Annotated in this window: 20 protein-coding genes; 15 read left to right on the forward strand and 5 right to left on the reverse strand. The window is 60.0% G+C overall.

Annotation, left to right across the window (positions count from 1 at the left end; all coding sequences use genetic code 11):
* Positions 1 to 8: 8 nt before the first annotated feature.
* Positions 9 to 821, reverse strand: coding sequence for a cytochrome c biogenesis protein CcsA (gene ccsA / locus PspCFBP13508_RS17305; protein WP_130912387.1), 813 nt, complete (start codon positions 819 to 821; stop codon positions 9 to 11).
* 210 nt (positions 822 to 1,031) lie between these two features.
* Between ccsA and ffh the strand changes: the two genes are divergently transcribed.
* The 5 genes from ffh to rplS all read left to right on the forward strand — a co-directional run bounded on the left by ffh (position 1,032) and on the right by rplS (position 4,602).
* The gene (gene ffh / locus PspCFBP13508_RS17310; protein WP_007967791.1) at positions 1,032 to 2,408 is read left to right on the forward strand and encodes a signal recognition particle protein; all 1,377 of its coding nucleotides are present in this window, start codon (positions 1,032 to 1,034) and stop codon (positions 2,406 to 2,408) included.
* Positions 2,409 to 2,657: 249 nt separating this feature from the next.
* Entirely contained in the window at positions 2,658 to 2,909 is a 252-nt protein-coding gene (rpsP, locus tag PspCFBP13508_RS17315) for a 30S ribosomal protein S16 (RefSeq protein ID WP_003185073.1), read from the forward strand.
* A gap of 5 nt (positions 2,910 to 2,914) precedes the next feature.
* Complete coding sequence (rimM, locus tag PspCFBP13508_RS17320; protein WP_016771538.1) at positions 2,915 to 3,451, forward strand: ribosome maturation factor RimM; 537 nt, start codon at positions 2,915 to 2,917, stop codon at positions 3,449 to 3,451.
* Between the two features lie 2 nt (positions 3,452 to 3,453).
* On the forward strand, positions 3,454 to 4,206 hold the full coding sequence (trmD, locus tag PspCFBP13508_RS17325) for a tRNA (guanosine(37)-N1)-methyltransferase TrmD (protein WP_038860625.1): 753 nt from the start codon (positions 3,454 to 3,456) through the stop codon (positions 4,204 to 4,206).
* 45 nt (positions 4,207 to 4,251) lie between these two features.
* On the forward strand, positions 4,252 to 4,602 hold the full coding sequence (gene rplS / locus PspCFBP13508_RS17330) for a 50S ribosomal protein L19 (RefSeq protein WP_003175895.1): 351 nt from the start codon (positions 4,252 to 4,254) through the stop codon (positions 4,600 to 4,602).
* Between the two features lie 164 nt (positions 4,603 to 4,766).
* Here the strand turns inward: rplS and PspCFBP13508_RS17335 are convergent, their stop codons facing one another.
* Complete coding sequence (locus PspCFBP13508_RS17335; protein WP_137215220.1) at positions 4,767 to 6,575, reverse strand: sodium:proton antiporter; 1,809 nt, start codon at positions 6,573 to 6,575, stop codon at positions 4,767 to 4,769.
* A 108-nt stretch (positions 6,576 to 6,683) separates the two neighbouring features.
* Between PspCFBP13508_RS17335 and xerD the strand changes: the two genes are divergently transcribed.
* From xerD to PspCFBP13508_RS17370, 7 genes are all read left to right on the forward strand, one after another.
* Entirely contained in the window at positions 6,684 to 7,580 is an 897-nt protein-coding gene (xerD, locus tag PspCFBP13508_RS17340; protein WP_137215221.1) for a site-specific tyrosine recombinase XerD, read from the forward strand.
* A gap of 320 nt (positions 7,581 to 7,900) precedes the next feature.
* On the forward strand, positions 7,901 to 8,632 hold the full coding sequence (gene dsbC, locus PspCFBP13508_RS17345; RefSeq protein WP_016771534.1) for a bifunctional protein-disulfide isomerase/oxidoreductase DsbC: 732 nt from the start codon (positions 7,901 to 7,903) through the stop codon (positions 8,630 to 8,632).
* A gap of 131 nt (positions 8,633 to 8,763) precedes the next feature.
* Positions 8,764 to 10,068: a homoserine dehydrogenase gene (locus tag PspCFBP13508_RS17350; protein ID WP_024011722.1), complete on the forward strand. Its 1,305-nt coding sequence runs from the start codon at positions 8,764 to 8,766 to the stop codon at positions 10,066 to 10,068.
* Between the two features lie 106 nt (positions 10,069 to 10,174).
* Positions 10,175 to 11,584 (forward strand): threonine synthase, encoded by a 1,410-nt coding sequence (gene thrC / locus PspCFBP13508_RS17355; RefSeq protein ID WP_130912389.1) that lies wholly within the window; start codon positions 10,175 to 10,177, stop codon positions 11,582 to 11,584.
* A 120-nt stretch (positions 11,585 to 11,704) separates the two neighbouring features.
* Positions 11,705 to 13,075 carry a transporter substrate-binding domain-containing protein gene (locus tag PspCFBP13508_RS17360; protein ID WP_137215222.1) on the forward strand — a complete coding sequence of 457 codons (1,371 nt, stop codon included), beginning with the start codon at positions 11,705 to 11,707 and terminating at the stop codon, positions 13,073 to 13,075.
* Positions 13,076 to 13,192: 117 nt separating this feature from the next.
* Entirely contained in the window at positions 13,193 to 13,600 is a 408-nt protein-coding gene (locus PspCFBP13508_RS17365) for a response regulator (protein WP_130912391.1), read from the forward strand.
* A gap of 162 nt (positions 13,601 to 13,762) precedes the next feature.
* Positions 13,763 to 14,044: a DUF3509 domain-containing protein gene (locus PspCFBP13508_RS17370; RefSeq protein ID WP_130912392.1), complete on the forward strand. Its 282-nt coding sequence runs from the start codon at positions 13,763 to 13,765 to the stop codon at positions 14,042 to 14,044.
* A 177-nt stretch (positions 14,045 to 14,221) separates the two neighbouring features.
* On the opposite strand, the gene PspCFBP13508_RS17375 is transcribed toward PspCFBP13508_RS17370, so the two are convergent.
* Together PspCFBP13508_RS17375 and PspCFBP13508_RS17380 are read right to left on the reverse strand one after the other, a co-directional pair.
* Positions 14,222 to 15,193: a TIGR02285 family protein gene (locus PspCFBP13508_RS17375; protein WP_137215223.1), complete on the reverse strand. Its 972-nt coding sequence runs from the start codon at positions 15,191 to 15,193 to the stop codon at positions 14,222 to 14,224.
* A complete protein-coding gene (locus PspCFBP13508_RS17380) occupies positions 15,120 to 16,319 on the reverse strand; it encodes a CaiB/BaiF CoA-transferase family protein (protein WP_137215224.1) in 1,200 nt (399 codons plus the stop codon). The genes PspCFBP13508_RS17375 and PspCFBP13508_RS17380 overlap by 74 nt, the downstream gene beginning before the upstream one ends.
* A gap of 146 nt (positions 16,320 to 16,465) precedes the next feature.
* Between PspCFBP13508_RS17380 and PspCFBP13508_RS17385 the strand changes: the two genes are divergently transcribed.
* The 3 genes from PspCFBP13508_RS17385 to PspCFBP13508_RS17395 all read left to right on the forward strand — a co-directional run bounded on the left by PspCFBP13508_RS17385 (position 16,466) and on the right by PspCFBP13508_RS17395 (position 20,145).
* Positions 16,466 to 17,008: a YaeQ family protein gene (locus PspCFBP13508_RS17385; protein WP_007908961.1), complete on the forward strand. Its 543-nt coding sequence runs from the start codon at positions 16,466 to 16,468 to the stop codon at positions 17,006 to 17,008.
* A gap of 54 nt (positions 17,009 to 17,062) precedes the next feature.
* Positions 17,063 to 18,772: a single-stranded-DNA-specific exonuclease RecJ gene (gene recJ, locus PspCFBP13508_RS17390; RefSeq protein WP_137215225.1), complete on the forward strand. Its 1,710-nt coding sequence runs from the start codon at positions 17,063 to 17,065 to the stop codon at positions 18,770 to 18,772.
* A gap of 266 nt (positions 18,773 to 19,038) precedes the next feature.
* Positions 19,039 to 20,145, forward strand: coding sequence for an NADH:flavin oxidoreductase/NADH oxidase (locus tag PspCFBP13508_RS17395; protein ID WP_123418141.1), 1,107 nt, complete (start codon positions 19,039 to 19,041; stop codon positions 20,143 to 20,145).
* A 177-nt stretch (positions 20,146 to 20,322) separates the two neighbouring features.
* Here PspCFBP13508_RS17395 and PspCFBP13508_RS17400 read toward each other — a convergent pair whose 3' ends face one another.
* A complete protein-coding gene (locus PspCFBP13508_RS17400; RefSeq protein ID WP_137215226.1) occupies positions 20,323 to 21,951 on the reverse strand; it encodes a glucan biosynthesis protein D in 1,629 nt (542 codons plus the stop codon).
* Positions 21,952 to 22,145: the final 194 nt, after the last annotated feature.

Consider the following 22,145-nt stretch of genomic DNA (forward strand, 5'->3'; position numbering starts at 1 on the left):
GCCGCCCGTCAGATGTGCAGAATGTATTCACGAACCAGTTTGCTGCCGAAGTACGCCAGCATCAGCAGGCAGAAACCGGCGAGGGTCCAGCGAATCGCCTTGTGGCCGCGCCAGCCCAGACGGTTGCGGCCCCACAACAGCACGCTGAAGACGATCCATGCCAGGCAGGCCAGCAGAGTCTTGTGCACCAGGTGCTGGGCGAACAGGTTCTCGACGAACAGCCAGCCGGAAATCAGCGACAGCGACAGCAGCGTCCAGCCGGCCCAGAGAAAGCCGAACAGCAGGCTTTCCATGGTTTGCAGGGGCGGGAAGTTCTTGATCAGCCCGGACGGGTGCTTGTGCTTGAGCTGATGGTCCTGAACCAGCAGCAGCAACGCCTGGAACACCGCAATGGTGAACATGCCGTAGGCGAGGATCGACAATAGAATGTGCGCGAGGATGCCCGGTTCTTCATCGATGATCTGCACCGTGCCGGTCGGCGCGAACTGCGCCAGCAATACCGTGATCGCGCCCAGCGGGAACAACAGCACCAGCAGGTTTTCCACCGGGATCCGCGAACAGGCGAGCAGGGTCAGGGCGATTACCGCGGCGGCAATCAGGCTGGACGCACTGAAAAAGTCCAGGCCAAGGCCGATCGGGGTCAATAGATGTGTAAGCAGGCTGGCGCCATGGGCGAGCACGGCGAAGACGCCGAGGCTGACCAGCAGGCGCTTGTTCGCCTTGGCGCCGATGGCCAGACGAGTACTTTGATAGACGGTCGCAGCGGCATAGAGCAGGGCGGCGGCGAGGGTGGTCAGCAAACTGGGTGACAAGGGGAGCATAAATCCTGTTAGGCGAGCCCGAAAGGCGCTGAGTTTGGCATAGAACCGCCACGGCACGAAAGACTCCGCAAGCTGACGGCGAGGTGTCCGCCGGCCGCAGTCTTCGCTATAATCCGCGACCTGCCCACGCCGCAGGCTCGCCGAGCACATGTTGATTCCGGTCTGGGCCGCCATTATCCCGGTTCGTACAGGGCCTGAAAGGATCGCGCAATGTTTGAAAACTTAACCGACCGTCTCTCGCAGACGCTGCGCCATGTCACCGGCAAGGCGAAGCTGACCGAGGACAATATCAAAGACACCCTGCGTGAAGTGCGCATGGCGTTGCTCGAAGCTGACGTCGCGCTGCCGGTGGTCAAGGACTTCGTCAATTCGGTCAAGGAGCGCGCTGTCGGCACCGAGGTGTCGCGCAGCCTGACGCCGGGCCAGGCGTTCGTGAAGATCGTCCAGGCCGAACTCGAAAGCCTGATGGGCGCGGCCAACGAAGACCTCAATCTGAGCGCTGTGCCGCCAGCCGTGATTCTGATGGCCGGTCTGCAGGGCGCGGGTAAAACCACCACTGCCGGCAAGCTGGCGCGCTTTCTTAAAGAGCGCAAGAAGAAGTCGGTCATGGTCGTGTCTGCGGACATCTATCGTCCGGCGGCGATCAAGCAGCTGGAAACCCTGGCCAACGACATCGGCGTGACGTTCTTCCCGTCCGACCTGAGCCAGAAGCCGGTCGACATCGCCAATGCGGCTATTAAAGAAGCCAAACTGAAATTCATCGACGTGGTCATCGTCGATACCGCCGGTCGTCTGCACATCGACGAAGAGATGATGGGCGAGATCAAGGCGCTGCACGCTGCGATCAACCCGGTCGAAACCCTGTTCGTGGTCGACGCCATGACCGGTCAGGACGCCGCCAACACGGCCAAGGCGTTCGGCGATGCGCTGCCGCTGACCGGTGTGATCCTGACCAAGGTCGACGGCGACGCCCGTGGTGGTGCCGCGCTGTCGGTGCGCGCCATCACCGGCAAGCCGATCAAGTTCATCGGTATGGGCGAGAAGAGCGAAGCGCTCGATCCGTTCCACCCTGAGCGTATCGCCTCGCGGATCCTCGGCATGGGCGACGTGCTCAGCCTGATCGAGCAGGCCGAAGCGACGCTGGACAAGGACAAGGCCGACAAACTGGCCAAGAAGCTGAAAAAGGGCAAGGGCTTCGACCTCGAAGACTTCCGCGATCAGCTGCAACAGATGAAGAACATGGGCGGCCTCGGCGGGCTCATGGACAAACTGCCGAGCATCGGCGGCGTCAACCTGTCGCAGATGGGCAATGCCCAGAACGCCGCAGAGAAGCAGTTCAAGCAGATGGAAGCCATCATCAATTCCATGACCCCGGCCGAGCGCCGCGATCCTGAGCTGATCAGCGGTTCGCGCAAGCGCCGGATCGCCATGGGTTCCGGCACGCAGGTGCAGGACATCGGCCGCTTGATCAAGCAGCACAAGCAGATGCAGAAGATGATGAAGAAATTCACCGCCAAGGGCGGTATGGCAAAAATGATGCGCGGCATGGGCGGTATGTTGCCCGGCGGCGGCATGCCGAAAATGTAAAGACTTCGCCGGTCGTCGCACCGGCGCAGACCCTGCAAGGACGCAGGATCAACAGCAAACCCGCACTCGGCGGGAGCTGACTGGCCGTTTTTATCGACGGCTCTCTATGCAAATCTGCACGGCATGCCATGGGCGCCGGAAAAAGTCATTTGCAAAAGTCCGGATATTCCTTAGAATATGCGGCCTTTCGGGCACCCATGCCCGCTGTGCATTTAGATTTGCAGCACCGACTACAGGAACGATGTTCACATGCTAACAATCCGTCTTGCCCTTGGCGGCTCCAAAAAGCGCCCGTTTTACCACCTGACCGTAACCGACTCGCGTAACCCGCGTGACGGCTCCCACAAAGAACAGGTTGGTTTCTTCAACCCTGTTGCCCGTGGTCAGGAAATCCGTCTGTCCGTGAACCAAGAGCGCGTTGCCTACTGGCTGAGCGTTGGTGCACAACCTTCTGAGCGCGTTGCTCAGTTGTTGAAGGAATCTGCCAAGGCTGCGGCCTGAGCAATATGAACGCGACGCCAGCCCCTGCCGATGATTTGATTGTTATTGGCAAAATTTATTCTGTTCATGGCGTTCGCGGCGAAGTGAAGGTTTATTCCTTTACTGATCCGACTGAAAACCTGTTGCAGTACAAAACCTGGACGCTCAAGCGCGAAGGCAATGTCAAACAGGTCGAGCTGGTCAGTGGACGCGGGAGCGACAAGTTCCTGGTCGCCAAGCTCAAGGGTCTCGATGATCGTGAAGAAGCTCGTCTTCTGGCCGGTTATGAGATCTGCGTGCCGCGCAACCTGTTCGCTGAATTGACCGAAGGCGAGTACTACTGGTACCAGCTGGAAGGTCTGAAGGTCATCGACACCCTTGGGCAACTGCTCGGGAAAATCGATCATCTTCTGGAAACCGGCGCCAATGATGTAATGGTCGTCAAGCCTTGCGCTGGCAGCCTGGATGATCGCGAACGCCTGTTGCCCTATACGGAGCAATGCGTGTTGGCCGTCGACCTGGAAGCGGGCGAGATGAAGGTGGATTGGGACGCGGACTTCTGAACGTGGCTAACTTGCGCGTAGAAGTGATCAGTTTGTTTCCCGAGATGTTTTCCGCCATTGGCGATTACGGCATCACCAGTCGTGCGGTCAAACAGGGGCTCTTGCAGCTGACCTGTTGGAATCCGCGAGATTACACGACGGATCGGCATCACACTGTGGACGATCGCCCGTTTGGCGGTGGTCCGGGCATGGTGATGAAGATCAAGCCCCTGGAAGATGCACTGGCTCAGGCCAAGGCAGCAGCCGGGGAGGCGGCGAAGGTGATTTACCTGTCCCCCCAAGGCCGTCAACTGACTCAGTCGGCGGTACGCGAGCTGGCACAATCGGATGCATTGATCCTGATTGCCGGCCGCTACGAAGGCATTGACGAGCGCTTTATTGAGGCTCATGTCGATGAAGAGTGGTCGATTGGCGACTATGTACTGTCTGGCGGCGAGCTGCCGGCCATGGTCCTGATCGATGCGGTTACACGACTGCTGCCTGGAGCTTTAGGGCATGCGGATTCCGCTGAGGAAGATTCCTTTACGGATGGTCTGCTGGATTGCCCGCACTACACCCGCCCGGAGGTGTATGCGGATCAGCGTGTTCCCGACGTGTTGCTGAGTGGCAATCACGCGCATATCCGGCGTTGGCGTTTACAGCAGTCCCTTGGTCGGACCTATGAACGACGCGCCGATCTTCTGGAAAGCCGCTCGCTTTCTGGAGAAGAGAAGAAGCTGCTCGAGGAATACATCCGCGAGCGGGACGATAGTTAACAACGTATCGATGGTAGATCGAACGATTTACCTTAGGAGCACAGCATGACCAACAAAATCATCCTTGCACTCGAAGCAGAGCAGATGACCAAAGAAATCCCTACCTTCGCCCCAGGCGACACTATTGTCGTTCAGGTGAAAGTGAAGGAAGGCGATCGTTCCCGTCTGCAAGCGTTCGAAGGCGTTGTAATCGCCAAGCGTAACCGCGGCGTGAACAGTGCGTTCACCGTTCGTAAAATCTCCAACGGTGTTGGCGTAGAACGTACTTTCCAGACCTACTCCCCGCAGATCGACAGCATGGCTGTCAAACGTCGCGGTGACGTACGTAAAGCCAAGCTGTACTACCTGCGCGACCTGTCGGGTAAAGCAGCACGCATCAAGGAAAAACTGGCTTAAGCCCAGCTTCCGATGCAGAAAAAAGCAGCCTACGGGCTGCTTTTTTGTTGCCCGGGATTTGTTCTGCAAGGATCTTCAGTCTATCCGTGACCGAGTCGCGGCCTTCGCGAGCAGGCTCGCTCCCACCGAAGTCCGAATGTGGGGCCTGCTCGCGAATCGATCCGTCAGGCGCCGGAACCTTGCGGTTGAATCAACGCCAGCAACGTCCACCCAGCTCCCGGCTTCAACGCCGTTTCCGGTGTCACCACATGCACCCAGCAGCTGTCATCACGCATGAACAGCAGCGTTGCACGATTGCCGTGCAGCGCTTGGTAATCCTCCCAGCCGAAGCCGTCCGTCAATGTCGTGCTGTAAAGCTCCGCTCCCTGGCCCATCTGGCCGGCCAGTTTCGAATAGGTCAGTGCCTCACTGCCCAATTGATTGCCCCGGTGTTCCAGGCTTGCGCGGTGCTTGTCGCTGCGGCGGCTTTCATGGCCGCTGGCCAGGCCGAACAGGCGCTGATGACCGAAGTCATGACGAAAGCGCATCGCCGCCAATGTGTTCAGCTCGCCCGACGGTGACAGTGCCAGCAAATGCCCCAACCCCACCAGATCCAGATGCGCGTCGGCATGCTGCGACGCCGGGTTGCCGAAGTAGGTCGGCAAGCCTTCCATGCGTGCCGCGCGGATATTCTCCCAGCTCGAATCGGTCAGCAGCACGCGGCTGCCCAGCTGTTGCAGCGACTTGCCCAATTCGCGGGCCGGGCCATTGGCTCCAACGATCAGAAAACCGCTCGGCGCCGGTTCGGCGACCTTTAACAGCCGTGCCAGCGGTCGCGCCGTTGCGCTTTGCAAAACCACGGTGCCGATGATCACCGCAAAGGTCAGCGGCACCAGCAGCAGGGCGCCTTCATGCCCGGATTCATCCAGGCGAATCGCGAAAATCGCCGAGACAGCCGCAGCGACGATTCCGCGCGGGGCGATCCAGCACAGCAACGCTCGTTCGCGCCAGCTGAGACTGGAACCGGCGGTGCTGAGCAAAACATTCAACGGACGGGCGATCAGCTGGATCACCAACAGCAGAATCAACACCAGCGGTCCCAGGCCAAGCAAAGCGTTCAGGTCCAGACGCGCCGCGAGCAGGATGAACAGCCCGGAAATCAGCAACACGCTGAGGTTTTCCTTGAAGTGCAGAATGTGCCGCACGTCCACGCCTTTCATGTTGGCCAGCCACATGCCCATCAGCGTCACCGCCAGGAGGCCGGACTCATGCATCACTTGGTTGGCACCGATGAAGATCGCCAGCACGGCTGCCAGCGAGGCCAGGTTATGCAAGTATTCCGGCAGCCACTGACGTCGGATCACCGTCCCCAGCAGCCAGCCACCGACGACACCAAACGCGGCGCCACAGAGGATCACCCCGCCAAAGGTGAAGAGGCTTTGCTTGAGGCCATGACCGTCAGCGCTGGCGATGATGAAGCTATACACCACTACCGCGAGCAGAGCGCCGATCGGATCGATGACGATGCCTTCCCAGCGCAGGATGTTGGCGATCGAAGCTTTTGGCCGCACCACCCGCAGCATCGGTACGATCACGGTCGGACCGGTGACCAGGGTCAGGCTGCCAAACAGAATCGCCAGCATCCAGTCGAAGCCCAGCAGAAAATGCGTAGCCACCGCGATGACGATCCAGGTCGAAATCGCACCGAGGGTCACCAGTCGATGAACGACGCTGCCGATCTCTTTCCATTCCGACAGGTGCAGGGTCAGGCTGCCTTCGAACAGAATCAGCGCCACTGCCAGCGACACCAGTGGCATCAGCAGCGGGCCGAACATTTCCTGCGGGTCGAGCCAACCCAGCACCGGGCCGGCCAAAATGCCGGTCAGCAGCAGAAACAGAATGGCCGGCAGCTTCAGGCGCCATGCCAGCCACTGACAACCCAGCGCCGCCGCGCCGATCCCGCCAAATGCCAAGAGAATTTGCTGCTCGTTCATTGATGCTCCCTGTTCCTTGATCTGGCTGGCTATGAAAGACTAGCGGCCATTCCCGTCGTTCACTGTCTATTTGCGCGCAGTGTGAAAAACTGCCTGCCCCGAGCACCCATGCCTGCCATCGACCATCCGCTGATTGATCAATTCCTCGACGCTTTATGGCTGGAGAAAGGCCTGTCCGACAACACCCGCGACGCCTATCGCAGCGACCTCGCGCTGTTCAACGGCTGGTTGCAGGAAAAAAATCTCGAGCTGATCAATGCCGGCCGCGAATTGATCCTCGATCACCTGGCGTGGCGGCTGGAGCAAAACTACAAGCCGCGCTCGACGGCGAGATTTCTCTCCGGGGTGCGTGGCTTTTATCGCTATCTGCTGCGGGAAAAACTGATCAGCGTCGACCCGACGTTGCGCGTCGACATGCCGCAACTGGGTCGGCCGTTGCCCAAGTCGCTGTCGGAAGCCGATGTCGAGGCGCTGCTCAAGGCGCCGGACCTGAGTGACGCCATCGGCCAGCGTGACCGCGCGATGCTGGAAGTGCTGTATGCCTGTGGCCTGCGCGTGACCGAACTGATCAGCCTGACGCTGGAGCAGGTCAACCTGCGCCAAGGCGTATTGCGGGTGATGGGCAAGGGCAGCAAGGAGCGTCTGGTGCCGATGGGCGAGGAGGCGATTGTCTGGGTCGAGCGCTATATGCGCCACGGCCGTAGCGAACTGCTCGGTGGCCGCCCCAGCGATGTACTGTTCCCCAGCCAGCGCGGCGAGCAGATGACCCGGCAGACGTTCTGGCATCGCATCAAGCATCAGGCCAAGGTCGCCGGGATCAGCAAGTCGCTGTCGCCGCACACCTTGCGTCACGCGTTCGCCACGCACCTGCTCAACCATGGCGCCGACTTGCGCGTGGTGCAGATGCTGCTCGGGCACAGCGACCTTTCCACTACCCAAATCTATACCCACGTCGCCCGCGCCCGCTTGCAGGACTTGCACGCTAAACACCACCCACGCGGCTGACACATCCCACAATGTTGAAATACTGACCTGTGGCGAGGGGATTTATCCCCGTTCAGCTGCGCAGCAGTCGCAAACCCGGCTGGCTCGATTTTGACTGAAAGATCGCGGTGGATGGTTCAGGGCTGCTTCGCAACCCAGCGGGGATAAATCCCCTCGCCACAATAATGTATGTCAGTTGCACATGAGTGTGTGGCGACAGGCGCATTCGGCCCTCGTGACCTTATGTGTTAGGCTTTGCCGGTTTGCACGATGGACGGTTATGACCCGGTGTTTCGCACGGGCGTTCTGACCGTTTCATTGGCCCGCCCTCAGGAGTACTCATGCGTCTGACCCAGATTTTCGCTGCCGCCGCCATTGCGTTGGTGAGCACCTTTGCCGTCGCCGACGACGCGGCCGACAAAGCCATTCGTCAAAGCCTGGAAAAACTCGAACTCGAGGTTCCGGTCGAGAGCATCAGTGCCAGCCCGTTGCCTGGCATGTACGAAGTCAAACTCAAAGGCAGCCGCGTGCTGTACGCCAGCGCCGATGGCCAGTACATCGTGCAGGGCAACCTGTATCAGCTGGCGAATGGCAAACCGGTCAACCTGACCGAGAAGACCGAACGCCTGGGCATTTCCAAACTGATCAATGCCATCCCGGTGGCCGAAACCGTGGTCTACCCGGCCGTGGGCGAGACCAAGTCGCACATCACCGTGTTCACCGACACCACCTGTCCGTACTGCCACAAACTGCATGCGGAAGTGCCCGAGCTGAACAAGCGCGGCATTGAAGTGCGCTACGTGGCTTTTCCGCGCCAGGGCCTGAATTCGCCGGGTGACGAGCAGCTGCAAGCAGTGTGGTGCTCGAAAGACAAGAAAGCCGCGATGGACAAAATGGTCGATGGCAAGGAAATCAAGGCCGCCAAGTGCGATAACCCGGTTTCCAAGCAATTCGCCCTCGGTCAGTCGATCGGCGTGAATGGCACACCGGCCATCGTTTTGGCCGACGGCCAGGTCATTCCGGGCTACCAGCCGGCGCCACAAGTCGCCAAACTGGCGCTGGGCGCGAAGTAAATCGCATCGTCACGGGCAACCGTTGACGATCGTGGTCCGGCAGCAACAGCGCCGGGCCATCAACAGAGAGCCGCGAGCACGCGGTTGTTTTCCGGCCGACCCTGTGTCGGCCGTTTCATGGGGAGTTCACAGTGAATCCGGTCAAAGTAGGCATCTGTGGGTTAGGGACCGTCGGTGGCGGTACCTTCAACGTACTTCAGCGCAACGCCGAGGAAATTGCTCGTCGTGCCGGGCGTGGAATCGAAGTGGCACAAATTGCCACGCGCACGCCAAAGCCTCAGTTCCAGACGACCGGTATTGCGATTACCAACGATGTCTTCGAAGTGGCCACGAACCCTGAGATCGACATCGTCATAGAGCTGATGGGCGGCTACACCGTTGCCCGCGAGCTGGTACTCAAGGCCATCGAGAATGGCAAGCATGTGGTCACCGCGAATAAGGCGCTGATAGCCGTTCACGGTAATGAGATTTTCGCCAAGGCACGCGAGAAAGGCGTGATCGTGGCATTCGAAGCGGCGGTGGCCGGTGGCATTCCGGTGATCAAGGCGATCCGCGAAGGCCTGTCCGCCAACCGCATCAACTGGGTTGCCGGGATCATCAACGGCACCGGCAACTTCATCCTCACCGAAATGCGCGAGAAGGGCCGTACGTTTGAAGACGTACTCGCCGAAGCGCAGGCGCTGGGTTACGCCGAAGCCGATCCGACCTTCGACGTCGAAGGCATCGATGCCGCGCACAAGCTGACCATTCTGGCGTCGATTGCCTTCGGTATTCCGCTGCAATTCGACAAGGCGTACACCGAAGGCATCACCAAGCTGACCACCGCCGACGTCAACTACGCCGAAGCGCTGGGCTATCGCATCAAGCACCTCGGTGTGGCGCGCAGCACTGACGCCGGCATCGAGTTGCGCGTGCACCCGACGCTGATTCCGGCCGATCGCCTGATCGCCAATGTCAACGGCGTGATGAACGCAGTGATGGTCAACGGCGACGCCGCCGGTTCGACGCTGTTCTACGGTGCCGGCGCTGGCATGGAGCCGACCGCTTCTTCGGTGATCGCCGACCTGGTCGACGTGGTTCGCGCCATGACTTCCGACCCGGAAAACCGTGTGCCGCACCTCGCCTTCCAGCCGGACTCGCTGTCGGCGCATCCGATCCTGCCGATCGAAGCCTGCGAAAGCGCTTATTACCTGCGCATTCACGCCAAGGATCATCCGGGCGTACTGGCCCAGGTGGCGAGCATCCTGTCGGAGCGCGGCATCAATATCGAATCGATCATGCAGAAGGAAGTCGAAGAGCATGACGGTCTGGTGCCGATGATCCTGCTGACCCACCGCGTGGTCGAGCAACGCATCAATGATGCGATCACCGCGCTGGAAGCTCTGGCTGGCGTCGACGGCCCGGTTGTACGGATCCGTGTCGAACATTTGAACTAAAAGCAGCGGCAAGCTTCGAGCTGCAAGCGGCAAGAGAGAAGCAGTCTGGCTTTTACTTGCGACTTGCAGCTTGCAGCTTGCAGCTCAAACCGAAGGTTTGAAAAAAATGCGATATATCAGTACTCGCGGCCAGGCCCCGGCCCTGAATTTCGAAGAGGTCCTGCTGGCCGGTCTGGCGACCGATGGCGGTCTGTACGTCCCGGAAAACCTGCCCCGTTTCACTCAGGAAGAAATCGCTTCCTGGGCCGGCCTGCCGTATCACGAGCTGGCCTTCCGGGTGATGCGTCCGTTCGTCACCGGCAGCATTCCCGACGCCGACTTCAAGAAGATTCTCGAAGAAACCTACGGTGTGTTCGCCCACAGCGCCGTGGCGCCACTGCGTCAGTTGAACGGTAATGAATGGGTGCTCGAGCTGTTCCACGGCCCGACCCTGGCGTTCAAGGACTTCGCCCTGCAACTGCTCGGTCGTCTGCTCGATTACGTGCTGGAAAAGCGCGGCGAGCGCGTGGTGATCGTCGGTGCCACCTCCGGTGATACCGGTTCGGCGGCCATCGAAGGCTGCAAGCACTGCGAAAACGTCGACATCTTCATCCTGCACCCGCACCAGCGTGTATCCGAAGTGCAGCGTCGGCAGATGACGACGATCTTCGGCGAGAACATCCACAACATCGCCATCGAAGGCAACTTCGATGACTGCCAGGAAATGGTCAAGAACAGCTTCGCCGACCAGAGCTTCCTCAAAGGCACGCGTCTGGTGGCGGTGAACTCGATCAACTGGGCGCGGATCATGGCCCAGATCGTCTACTACTTCCACGCGGCCCTGCAGTTGGGCGGCCCGGCGCGTTCGGTGTCGTTCTCGGTACCGACCGGCAACTTCGGCGACATCTTCGCCGGCTACCTGGCGCGCAACATGGGCCTGCCGATCAACCAGTTGATCGTAGCGACCAACCGCAACGACATCCTGCACCGCTTCATGAGCGGCAACCAGTACGTCAAGGAAACCCTGCACGCAACGCTGTCGCCGTCGATGGACATCATGGTGTCGTCGAACTTCGAGCGTCTGCTGTTCGACCTGCACGGGCGTAACGGTGCGGCGATCGCCGGCCTGATGGACTCGTTCAAAAAGGACGGCAGCTTCAGCGTTGAACAAGAGCGCTGGACCGAAGCGCGCAAACTGTTCGACTCGCTGGCCGTGGATGACGCACAAACCTGCGAAACCATCGCTGAAGTCTACGAGCAGACCGGCGAAGTGCTGGATCCGCACACCGCCATTGGCGTCAAGGCCGCGCGCGAATGCCGTCGCAGTCTGGACATTCCAATGGTGATTCTCGGCACTGCCCATCCGGTCAAGTTTCCTGAGGCAGTGGAGAAAGCGGGTGTAGGAAAAGCGCTCGAGCTACCTGCACATCTTTCTGATTTGTTTGAGCGAAACGAGCGCTGCACTGTTCTGCCAAACGATCTCAAAGCCGTGCAAGCCTTTGTCAGCCAGCATGGCAACCGCGGCAAGCCCCTTTAAGCGCGCAAAAGCTGTCACATTTTGAAGCCCGTCTCCTGACGGGCTTTTTTGTTTCTGCTGCCACACTGCTCGGGTTTTCACCCATGAAGGACGGGTGAGTCGATCACGAAGGAAATGGCAATGCTGTTTTACAGAGGTTTGAAACCGGCACTGGGCTGGTTGGTTTTGTGGGCGATGCTGGGATGCAACAGTGCCTTGGCAGCGCAAATGGCACTCGATCAGGCGCATGCGTCAGTCAATGTGCCACCTGTCGAACTGGATGCGCACGAGCGACAATGGATCCGTGACAATCCCAAGGTCACAGTCGCCTCGGTTCAGTATCCGCTGTACCTGTTTCAGGACGAACACGGGCAGTGGAGCGGTCTGAACAACGATGTGCTCAAACGCGTCAGTGCAATGACGGGCCTGCAATTCGAGCATCAGGAATCGTTTTCTACCGATCATATGCTCGAACGTCTGCAAACCGGGGTCGCGGACATCAGTACGACCCTGGCCGTGAGCGACGAGCGCAAGATGTTCCTGGATTTCAGCCACGCCTTCGGGGGAGCGGGGTGGGTCTTCGTCGGGCATGCCAACGCGCCGATCGTGGAATCCTTTGAACAACTGGCGAATCGCGTGGTGGTACTGCCGGCCCGGCATGCGCTGGAGGATCTGATCCGGCGTGACTACCCCGCGATTGAAATACGCTCGGTGAAGACCTATGCCGAAGCGCGAGCACTGGTCGAGAGCGGTGAGGCCTACGCCACGATCGAAAACGAAATCGGCGCGCAGCTTTACCCGTTGGGGATGCTCAAGGTTGGAGGCCTGGTGGAGGGCAAGTGGGAAGCCGATCATCTGGCTGTACGAAAAGGCATGCCGCAGCTGCTGAGTATTCTCAACAAGGCGCTGGAAGCTTTCCCTGCGGCGGAGTTGCGGGCGATCCGTCTCAAATGGCTCGAAGGCATTTCGCCGACGCCGGTGCCGTCGATCTGGCAGCAGTTGGTCGAGTGGGGATGCTGGGCGATGGGCGTGATCGGTGTTTTCGGAATATTGTCATTGGTCTGGAACAGGCGGCTGGCGGCCGTGATCAAGTTGCGCTGCGCAGCGGAAAAGGAACTGGGGGACCAACTGGCCTTTCAGCACGCCCTGATTGATTCCATGCCCGATCCGGTGTTTGTTCGTGATCTGCAGGGGCGCCTGATCATCTGCAACCGCAGTTACGAAGAGGCGCTGTCGGTGCGCCTGGACCAGATGCACGGACGCTTGCTGATCGAGGTCGATGCGTTTCCCGAAGCCACCGCGCGCATGCTGCACGAGGAGTTCATCGCGCAGTTGCAGACCCGCAAATCGCGCTTCAGCAAGCGGCAGTTGCTGTTCAATGGCGGGCCGCGTGAGGTCTATCAGTGGACGGTGCCGTTTTACAGCGGCGACGGCAAATTGCGCGGCTTGTTGGGCGGCTGGACCGACATCACCCAGCGCCGGACCGAGAGCGGTTGCCGATGTCTGCAATAAAGTAAGGAAATGTCCTGCAAGACGCGGCTCCTTTTCTGATGGGAGGCTTAAGACGCCTGCCCTAGAGTGAACGACAACTGCGGTGAGAGTCCGCGATGATCGCTTCAGAGGTCGCCCATGCGCTCGCTTAAAGTCCTGATTCTTGAACCCAACCCGTTCCAGCTGATGGCATTGCATCAAATGCTCAATGCCATCGGCATCTACGATGTATTGACCGCGCCTTCGCTTGCGTCGGCCCTGAGTTCACTGGGGCATCGCGGCGCAGTCGATATCGCCATCTGCGATCCGCAACTCAAGGGCGGTGATGGCCTCGCTCTGATTCATCACCTGGCGGCGCACCATGAGGCGCGTGCACTGATTCTGCTGGGCGCGGTCGCACAGAGCCTGTTGAGTGACCTCGAACCAGTGCTTCGCCAACAGCGCCTGCGCCTGCTGGGGCGGCTGCAAACGCCGGTCTCGGCGGTGTTGATGAGAGGTCTGCTGGACAGTTATCTGCTGACTGCACAGGAACTCATCGAGGCCTGAAACTCGCGGTTATCTTTCTGTCATCTTCGCCGTGCATGCTCTGTCAGACGCGGTCCCGCGAGATCAGGACGCGACAGGCAGAACTTTCTTCTCGGGCCGGTGGTCATTTATTGTGAACACGCCCCAGGCACTGTGTTTTCGGACTATTGAGTGGAGATCGAGATGGAAAGTATCAGTCTATTGCTCGGTGAGGCTCTGAGCCCGTATCAGGTGACGCTGACCCCTCGTGGCAGCCATGGTGAATGTCTGGTGACGCTGAAGAACAGCAGCGGCGCAATTGTGGTGGAACGCGAATTCAGTCAGGCCCAGTTGAGCGACAAGCGCTTGCTGACAGACGTGGTGGACGGCCTGCACCGTGACGTCATGATCGCCGAAGGGCGGCTGAAACCCTGCGTCATCGCGGCGTTGCGCAATGCGGCTCTGGACAAGCGTCCGGCCCTGTAAAGATGAAATATTTTTTGTGGGAACCTTCCTGCATCCCTGTCAGTCAGACCCCATAACAGCAGGATCAAGCATTGTGCTCCGGTGCTTGTCGCTTGCTGCTACGGGTCTCGAAGCAGACCACGTTTAACCCCGAGTCGTCTCCCCACTTCTCGGGGTTTCTTTTTGCCCGGGATTTGCTCAATGCGCGGCTTGCAGCTCGAAGAATGCCCGGGCATCGGCCAGATAGCCCGCTCTTCTTGCTGGATCAAGCCATTGCGCATAAAGCTCATTGAAATGTTCGCGCGGCAGGCTGCGCAGCAGCTGATTGATCTCGCCGATGGCTTGGCGCCCTTGTTCGGTGCCGGAGCAGGCAATGTAGCCCGAGAGATATTTCTCGCTGCCCCGGATCGGATAAAACTGCAGTTCTTCTTCGTCAATCTGTGCGTGCCGGGCCTGATAGCGGATTTCCGGCCAATAGCCGAGCACCACTTGCAGCCGTCCCAGACGCTGCATCGACAACAGATTGCTCAGCGCATCGTTGCCGTAGTGCGGCGTGAGTGAGCCTTTGGGTGCCTGTTGCAGGATGTTATCGATGAACTCGCCATAACTGCGCTCGGCAACTACGCCGAGCTGCTTTGCGCCATCCCCCAGCAGCGCCGCCAGATCAACTTCGCCCGCGACCAGATAAGGGTCGAGCACGCCGCGATCCTGCTGGCGCACCACCAGCCCATTGCTCACGGCGCGAATCGCCGGGATCGAATAGGTCACCGACTGTGCGCGCGCCTTGCTCCAGAGCAGCGCGGGGTCGCAAGCCAGCGGGTTTTCCTCGAGCATCTGCCAGCCGCGAGCGCGGTTGACGCGCATCAGCGTGTGCTCGTACTGCGGCATGCCGGCGATCAACTGCGGCATCAGTTGATCGATGACACCCTGGCCTTTCTTCGGTCCTTCAAGAATCGTCATGGGCGGCAAGTCGCGCAGCAGCCAGATCAGCGTCGGTTTCGCATGGGCTATCAACGGCAGGCCAAGCACCATCAGACCGAACAACGTCCAAAGTAGAGGGGCGCGGTTGCTGCCCGATGTCTGCTGACGCTTCAGCTTAAATGGCTCCGTCTTTACGCAGCCGAGCGATTTGCTCCACGTCGTAACCCAGACCGCCAAGCACCAGCGCATTGTGTTCGCCAAGCTGCGGTCCGACCCACTCGGACGAACCTGGAGTTTCGGAAAGTTTCGGGACGATGCCGGGCATCTTGAAGTCCTTGCCATCCGGCAGCTTGGCGTGAAGGAACATCTCCCGCGCCAGATACTGCGGATCGTTGAACATGTCCTCGGCGCTGAAGATCCGGCTCACCGGTACTTCGGCCTGATTGAGCAGGTCGAGCACAGTTTGCAGCGGCAACGAATTGACCCAGCGATCAATCACGCCATACAACTCGTCCCGGCGACTGTCGCGCCCGTCGTTACTGGCCAGCAGTGGGTCGTTGGCAAGATCTTCGCGGCCAATCACGAGCATGAAGCGTTTGAAGATCGCATCACCATTGGCGCCGATCTGCACATGCTTGCCGTCGGCGCTGGTGTGGATCGAAGAGGGCGTGATGCCCGGCATGATGTTGCCGCTGCGCTCACGAATGAAACCGAACACGTCGAACTCCGGCACCATGCTTTCCATCATCGCGAAAATCGCTTCATACAGGGCGACGTCGACCATTTGGCCGAGTCCGCTATTGACCTCGCGATGACGCAGCGCCATCAACGCACCGATCACGCCCCACAGCGCGGCAATCGAATCACCGATGGAAATCCCGGTACGCACCGGCGGCCGGTCTTCGAAGCCGGTGATGTACCGCAGACCGCCCATGGATTCGCCGACCGCACCGAAACCTGGCTGGTCTTTCATCGGCCCGGTCTGACCGAAACCGGACAGGCGCACCATCACCAGTTTCGGATTCAGTGCATGCAACGTTTCCCAGCTCAGACCGAGTTTTTCCAGCACTCCGGGGCGGAAGTTTTCAATGAGGATGTCGGCTTCACCGAGCAATTGTTTCAGGATCGCCAAACCGTCGGGGTGTTTCAGATTGAGGGTCAGCGACTTCTTGTTGCGCGCCTGGACGAACCACCACAACGAGGTGCCTTCGTACAACTTGCGCCACTTGCGCAGGGGATCGCCGCCGTCCGGCGACTCGATCTTGATCACTTCAGCGCCAAACTCGCCACAAATGCGCGAGGCGAACGGCCCGGCGATCAGCGTACCCAATTCAATGACTTTCAGACCCGAGAGCGGTTTGCTGGTGAACGGCATGCGAAATCCTGTGGGACAAGGCTGAGCGGATACAGGGTTTTAACATAGCCGGCTGTCAGACGCCGCAGCTTGATCGCCATCAATTCGATGATTGCCGGTGGCATCGGTTAGACTTGCCGACTTTCCTCGTATCAAGAAGCCCGTTCATGGCCCAGCCGTCCACTACCTACAAATTCGAACTGAACCTCACCGACCTCGACCGCAGCGTGTACGAGAGCGTCAAGCAGACCATTGCCCGTCATCCTTCGGAGACCGAAGAGCGCATGACCGTGCGGCTGCTGGCCTACGCGCTCTGGTACAACGAGCAGCTGTCGTTCGGCCGTGGTCTGTCAGACGTGGATGAACCGGCCTTGTGGGAAAAGAGCCTGGACGACCGTGTCCTGCACTGGATCGAAGTCGGCCAGCCGGATGCCGATCGCCTGACCTGGTGCTCGCGTCGCACCGAACGCACCAGCCTGCTGGCCTACGGCAGCCTGCGAGTCTGGGAAACCAAGGTGATCCCGGCGATCAAGAACCTGAAAAACGTCAACATCGCAGCCGTTCCGCAGGAAGTGCTGGAAACCCTGGCCAAGGACATGCCGCGCGTCATCAAGTGGGACGTGATGATCAGCGAAGGCACGATCTTCGTCACCGATGATCGCGGTCAGCACGAAGTCCAGTTGCAATGGCTGCAAGGTGAGCGCGGCTGAGGTCGCATCACCGCTGATATTTACCACGAATCAAAGAGAAGCCTCCGTCGCCCCATGCGTATCGAACCTCGTCAACTGCCTGCCACGCTGCCTTTCCTCGGTGATCTGCCGCCACTGCTGACCCGCCTGTATGCGGCGCGGGGCGTGCAATCTGAAGCGGAACTGGACAAAAGTCTGGCGCGCCTGATCCCGTTTCAGCAGCTCAAAGGCATTGAAGCGGCGGTCGATCTGCTGGTGACGGCTCTGGAGCAGCGTCAGCGCATTCTCATTGTTGGCGACTTCGATGCGGACGGCGCCACCGCCAGCACGGTCGGTGTGCTCGGCCTGCGCCTGCTGGGCGCGGCGCATGTCGATTATCTGGTGCCGAACCGTTTCGAATACGGCTATGGCCTGACGCCGGAAATCGTCGAAGTCGCGCTGACCCGCGAACCGCAACTATTGATCACCGTCGACAATGGTATTTCCAGTGTCGAAGGCGTCGCGGCGGCCAAGCGTGCCGGACTGAAAGTGTTGATCACCGACCACCACTTGCCCGGCGATGAACTGCCGCAGGCCGATGCGCTGGTCAATCCGAACCAGCCGGGCTGCGAATTTCCAAGCAAGGCGCTGGCCGGTGTCGGGGTGATTTTTTATGTCCTGATGGCATTGCGCGCACGCCTGCGCAGCCTCGGCTGGTACGAGAGCAAACCGCAACCGAACATCGGCGAACTGCTCGATCTGGTGGCGCTGGGCAGCGTCGCCGACGTGGTGCCGCTGGATGCCAACAACCGCATCCTTGTGCATCAAGGGCTGGAGCGGATTCGTTCCGGCCGGGCGCGGCCGGGGATCAAGGCGATTCTCGAAGTTGCCAAGCGAGAGGCTGGGCGGATCACTTCCACCGACCTGGGTTTTATTGTCGGCCCTCGCCTGAACGCCGCCGGGCGTCTGGACGACATGAGCCTGGGCATCGAATGCCTGCTCACCGCCGACGCCAATCTGGCGCGGGAAATGGCTGCGCAACTGGACGGCATGAACCAGGATCGCAAATCCATCGAGCAGGGCATGCAGCGTGAAGCGCTGGCGCAGCTCAAGGATCTGCCGGTCGAGTCGATGCCGTTCGGTCTGTGCCTGTTCGATCCGGAGTGGCATCAGGGCGTGATCGGCATCCTCGCCTCGCGGATGAAAGAGCGCTATTTCCGCCCGACCATTGCTTTCGCCGATGCCGGTGATGGTCTGCTCAAGGGCTCCGGTCGCTCGGTTCAAGGCTTCCATATTCGCGATGCGCTGAGCGTGGTCGCGGCGCAACATCCCAACTTGATCGCCAAGTACGGTGGCCACGCAATGGCCGCCGGTCTGACCTTGCCGCAGGAGAATTTTCCGCTGTTCGCCGAGGCATTCGACGCTGAGGTGCGCAGGCAACTTCGCGAGGAAGACCTCACCGGGCGCATGCTGTCGGATGGCACGCTGGCCGTCGAAGAATTCCACCTCGAACTGGCCCGTGCCTTGCGCCATGCCGGGCCGTGGGGGCAACACTTTCCGGAGCCGCTGTTTCATGGCGTATTTCAGTTGGTCGAGCAGCGTGTGGTTGGCGAACGACATTTGAAAGTGGTGCTGAAAAGCGAATGTGGCTCGGTGAAGCTCGATGGCATCGCGTTTGGTATTGATCGCGATGTATGGCCGAACCCGACGATTCAATGGGTTGAACTGGCTTACAAGCTCGACGTCAACGAGTTTCGTGGCAACGAGACGGTGCAACTGATGATTGCTCATATCGAACCGCGTTAAGCCATTCGCGAGCAGGCTCGCTCCCACAGGTACGGTGCAGTCTTGTGGGAGCGAGCCTGCTCGCGAAAGCGTCCTCTCATACATTGAATTACTCTGAACCCTCCGTCATCTCCGGTTGTCGACTAGGCTCTAAGCACTGCTTGATTGGCCTTGTGACGTCTTGTCGAATTTTTGCCCGCGGGGGCGGGTGCTGCACCCTTTTTCTGTCACTCGTCGACTTTTCAAACAGAACCCTGGAGCCTGCCCACTGATTCGAGAGGTGCCCCATGAGTCTGCTGCTTGAACCCTTTACCCTGCGCCAACTGACCCTGCCCAACCGCATCGCCGTGTCGCCGATGTGCCAGTACTCCAGCGTCGATGGCCTGGCCAACGACTGGCACCTGGTGCACCTGGGCAGCCGCGCGGTGGGCGGTGCCGGTCTGGTCTTCACCGAAGCCACGGCGGTGACCGCCGACGGGCGCATCACCGCCGAAGACCTTGGCCTGTGGAACGACGAACAGATCGCACCGCTGCAACGCATCACTCGCTTCATCACCGCCCAGGGTGCGGTCGCTGGTATTCAACTGGCCCACGCCGGGCGCAAGGCCAGCACTCACCGGCCGTGGATCGGCAAGCATGGCAGCGTCAAACCCGAGGATGGCGGCTGGATCCCGGTCGGGCCATCGCCGATTGCTTTCGATCCGCAGCACACGCAACCGAAGCAGCTGGATGAGGGGCAGATCGCCGAAGTGATCCAGGCCTTTGTCGACGCGGCCAAGCGCGCGCTGACGGCGGGGTTCAGCGTGGTCGAGGTGCATGCCGCGCATGGGTATCTGCTGCATCAGTTTCTTTCGCCGCTGAGCAACCAGCGTCGCGATCAGTACGGTGGTTCATTCGAGAATCGCATCCGCCTGGTGCTGCAAGTCACCGAAGCGGTGAGGGCGGTTTGGCCGGAGGAATTGCCGGTGTTTGTCCGCGTCTCGGCGACCGATTGGGTCGAAGACGGCTGGAATCCGGACGAAACCGTGGAACTGGCGCGTCGCCTTCACACGCTGGGCGCCGATCTCATTGACGTTTCTTCAGGAGGGACAGCTGCAAACGCGGAAATTCCGGTCGGACCCGGATATCAGACGCGCTTTGCCGAGCGGGTACGCAAAGAGTCAGGCATCGCGACGGGCACTGTCGGCATGATTACCGAGCCTGCACAGGCCGAGCACATCCTGCGCACCTGTCAGGCCGATATCATCTTCCTCGCCCGAGAGCTGCTGCGTGATCCGTACTGGCCGCTGCATGCCGACGATGATCTGGGCGGGCGCAAGGCGGTGTGGCCGGCGCAGTATCAGCGCGCGACCCATCGGGATCAGCCGATTCATGAGTCGGATTTGCGTGATTAATTGAAGGCTGAAGAACAAAAGCCCCGAGCCGGTGATGGTCGGGGCTTTTCTATTCGCAGAAGTTTGCGTTGTCCAGGCGGGCCTCTTCGCGAGCAGGCTCGCTCCCACAATAGGAATGCGGACCCCTGTGGGAGCGAGCCTGCTCGCGAATGACGCCAGAACAGCCGCCTTAGAACCTCAAGGGTATTTACGCTTGTCCGGCGCCGGCGGGAAATACTGGTACAGCCAGGTCTCGCTCAACGTGCGGTCATTGGTGCGAATGAACAGGCGCAGTTCCACTGGCTCGACACTGTCATTGGTCGGATACCAATCGAACAGAATCCGGTAACCCTTGATGTCATCCAGCACCAGCACGCTGAAGTCCTGCACCTTGCCGTTGGAACAGGTAATCACTGGCTCGATCCCGGTGCCCTGTGGCAGGCGCTCGAGGCCGCCACCGGTGAAGTCCACGGCAAACCGGCGCGCCCAGACTGGTGGGTAGTGCTCACCCGGCGCCCAGCCCTCGGTGAAGCCACCCATGCCCGAACGCGTTGCGTGCACCCGTGCCAGTGGCGTACTGACCGGTGGCAGGGCGCTCCAGTACAGCTTGTAACCGTAATTCAGCGAATCCCCGGCAGCCACGGGTTTCTTCGGCGTCCAGAAGGCGACGATGTTATCCAGCGTCTCGCCGGTCGTAGGAATTTCCAGCAGATCGATAGAGCCTTCGCCCCACGCGGTTGTCGGTTCTACCCACAGGCTCGGGCGCTTGCTGTACCAGTCGACAGTGTCCTGATAGTTGGCGAATTCGTGGTCGGTCTGCACCAGGCCGAAACCCTTCGGGTCCTTGTCGGCAAATGCGTTGAATTGCAGCGTAGCCGGGTTGTTCAACGGACGGCAGATCCACTCGCCATTGCCACGCCACATTGCCAGGCGATCGGAGTCGTGGATTTGCGGGTGAATGGTGTCGCACATGCGCCGTTCGTGGGTGCCGCAGCTGAACATGCTGGTCATCGGCGCCACGCCCAACTGTTCGATAGTGGTGCGTGCGTTGATGTGCGCGTCGATTTCCATGACCACGCGCTCGGCCTGGCAATCGATGTCGAAGCGATAGGCGCCAGTGGCGCTCGGCGAGTCGAGCAGGGCGTAGACCACAAAACGCGTTGCGTTCTTGTCAGGCGTCTCGAACCAGAACTTGGTGAAGTCGGGAAACTCTTCGCGCTTCTTCGCGTAGGTATCAATGGCCAGGCCGCGTGCGGAGAGGCCATATTGGCCAGTGGCATCGACGGCGCGGAAATAGCTGGCGCCGAGAAACGACACTACGTCATGGCGATCCAGCTCCGGCGCCTTGAACAACTTGAAGCCGGCAAAACCCAGGTCGCCCTTGAGCTGCTGGGTGTCGACCGAAGTGTTCTCGTAGTTGAATAGCGCCGGGCGGAAGTGCACTTCGCGCGCCATGCGTGTTTTCGGATCAACGCTGTACATGCGCACCGGCTGACGGAAACCCATGCCGACGTGGAAGAACTGCACGTCCAGCTGACCTTTGTTTTCCTTCCACAGGGAATGCTCGCCGTCGTAGCGGATCGCGTTGAAATTCTGCGGAGTCATGGTCGCCAGGGTTGGCGGCAACACCTGTTTCGTATCCTGATAGGCATTGCCGGCGAGCTGCTTGGCCTGACGCTTCAACGCTTCGAAATCGAAGGCCTGGGCCTCGCCATCGGCGGCGCCGCCATTGGCCGCCCAAGCGCGAGTGGCCAACAGGCCCGACGCGGAAAGACCGGTATAGGCCGCAATGGCCATGGACGCTTTGAGCAAATTCCTGCGGTGCATAAATACAACCTGTCGTGTGCAATCCCGCGCCGTTCCTGGCACGTATCGGATCGGAAATTACGGTTCGGTCATGCCTTCGGCCAAACGCAACGGACTATAAACAGATGCCCGCTAGCTTAATCGGTTCGATTGTCGGGCAAAAAGGCTTGTTTGCGTTGCGCCATCTGGCAATGAAACAAGACATGTCTGTAATT

Source organism: Pseudomonas sp. CFBP13508, assembly GCF_005233515.1.
GTDB classification, from domain to species: domain Bacteria; phylum Pseudomonadota; class Gammaproteobacteria; order Pseudomonadales; family Pseudomonadaceae; genus Aquipseudomonas; species Aquipseudomonas mercuritolerans.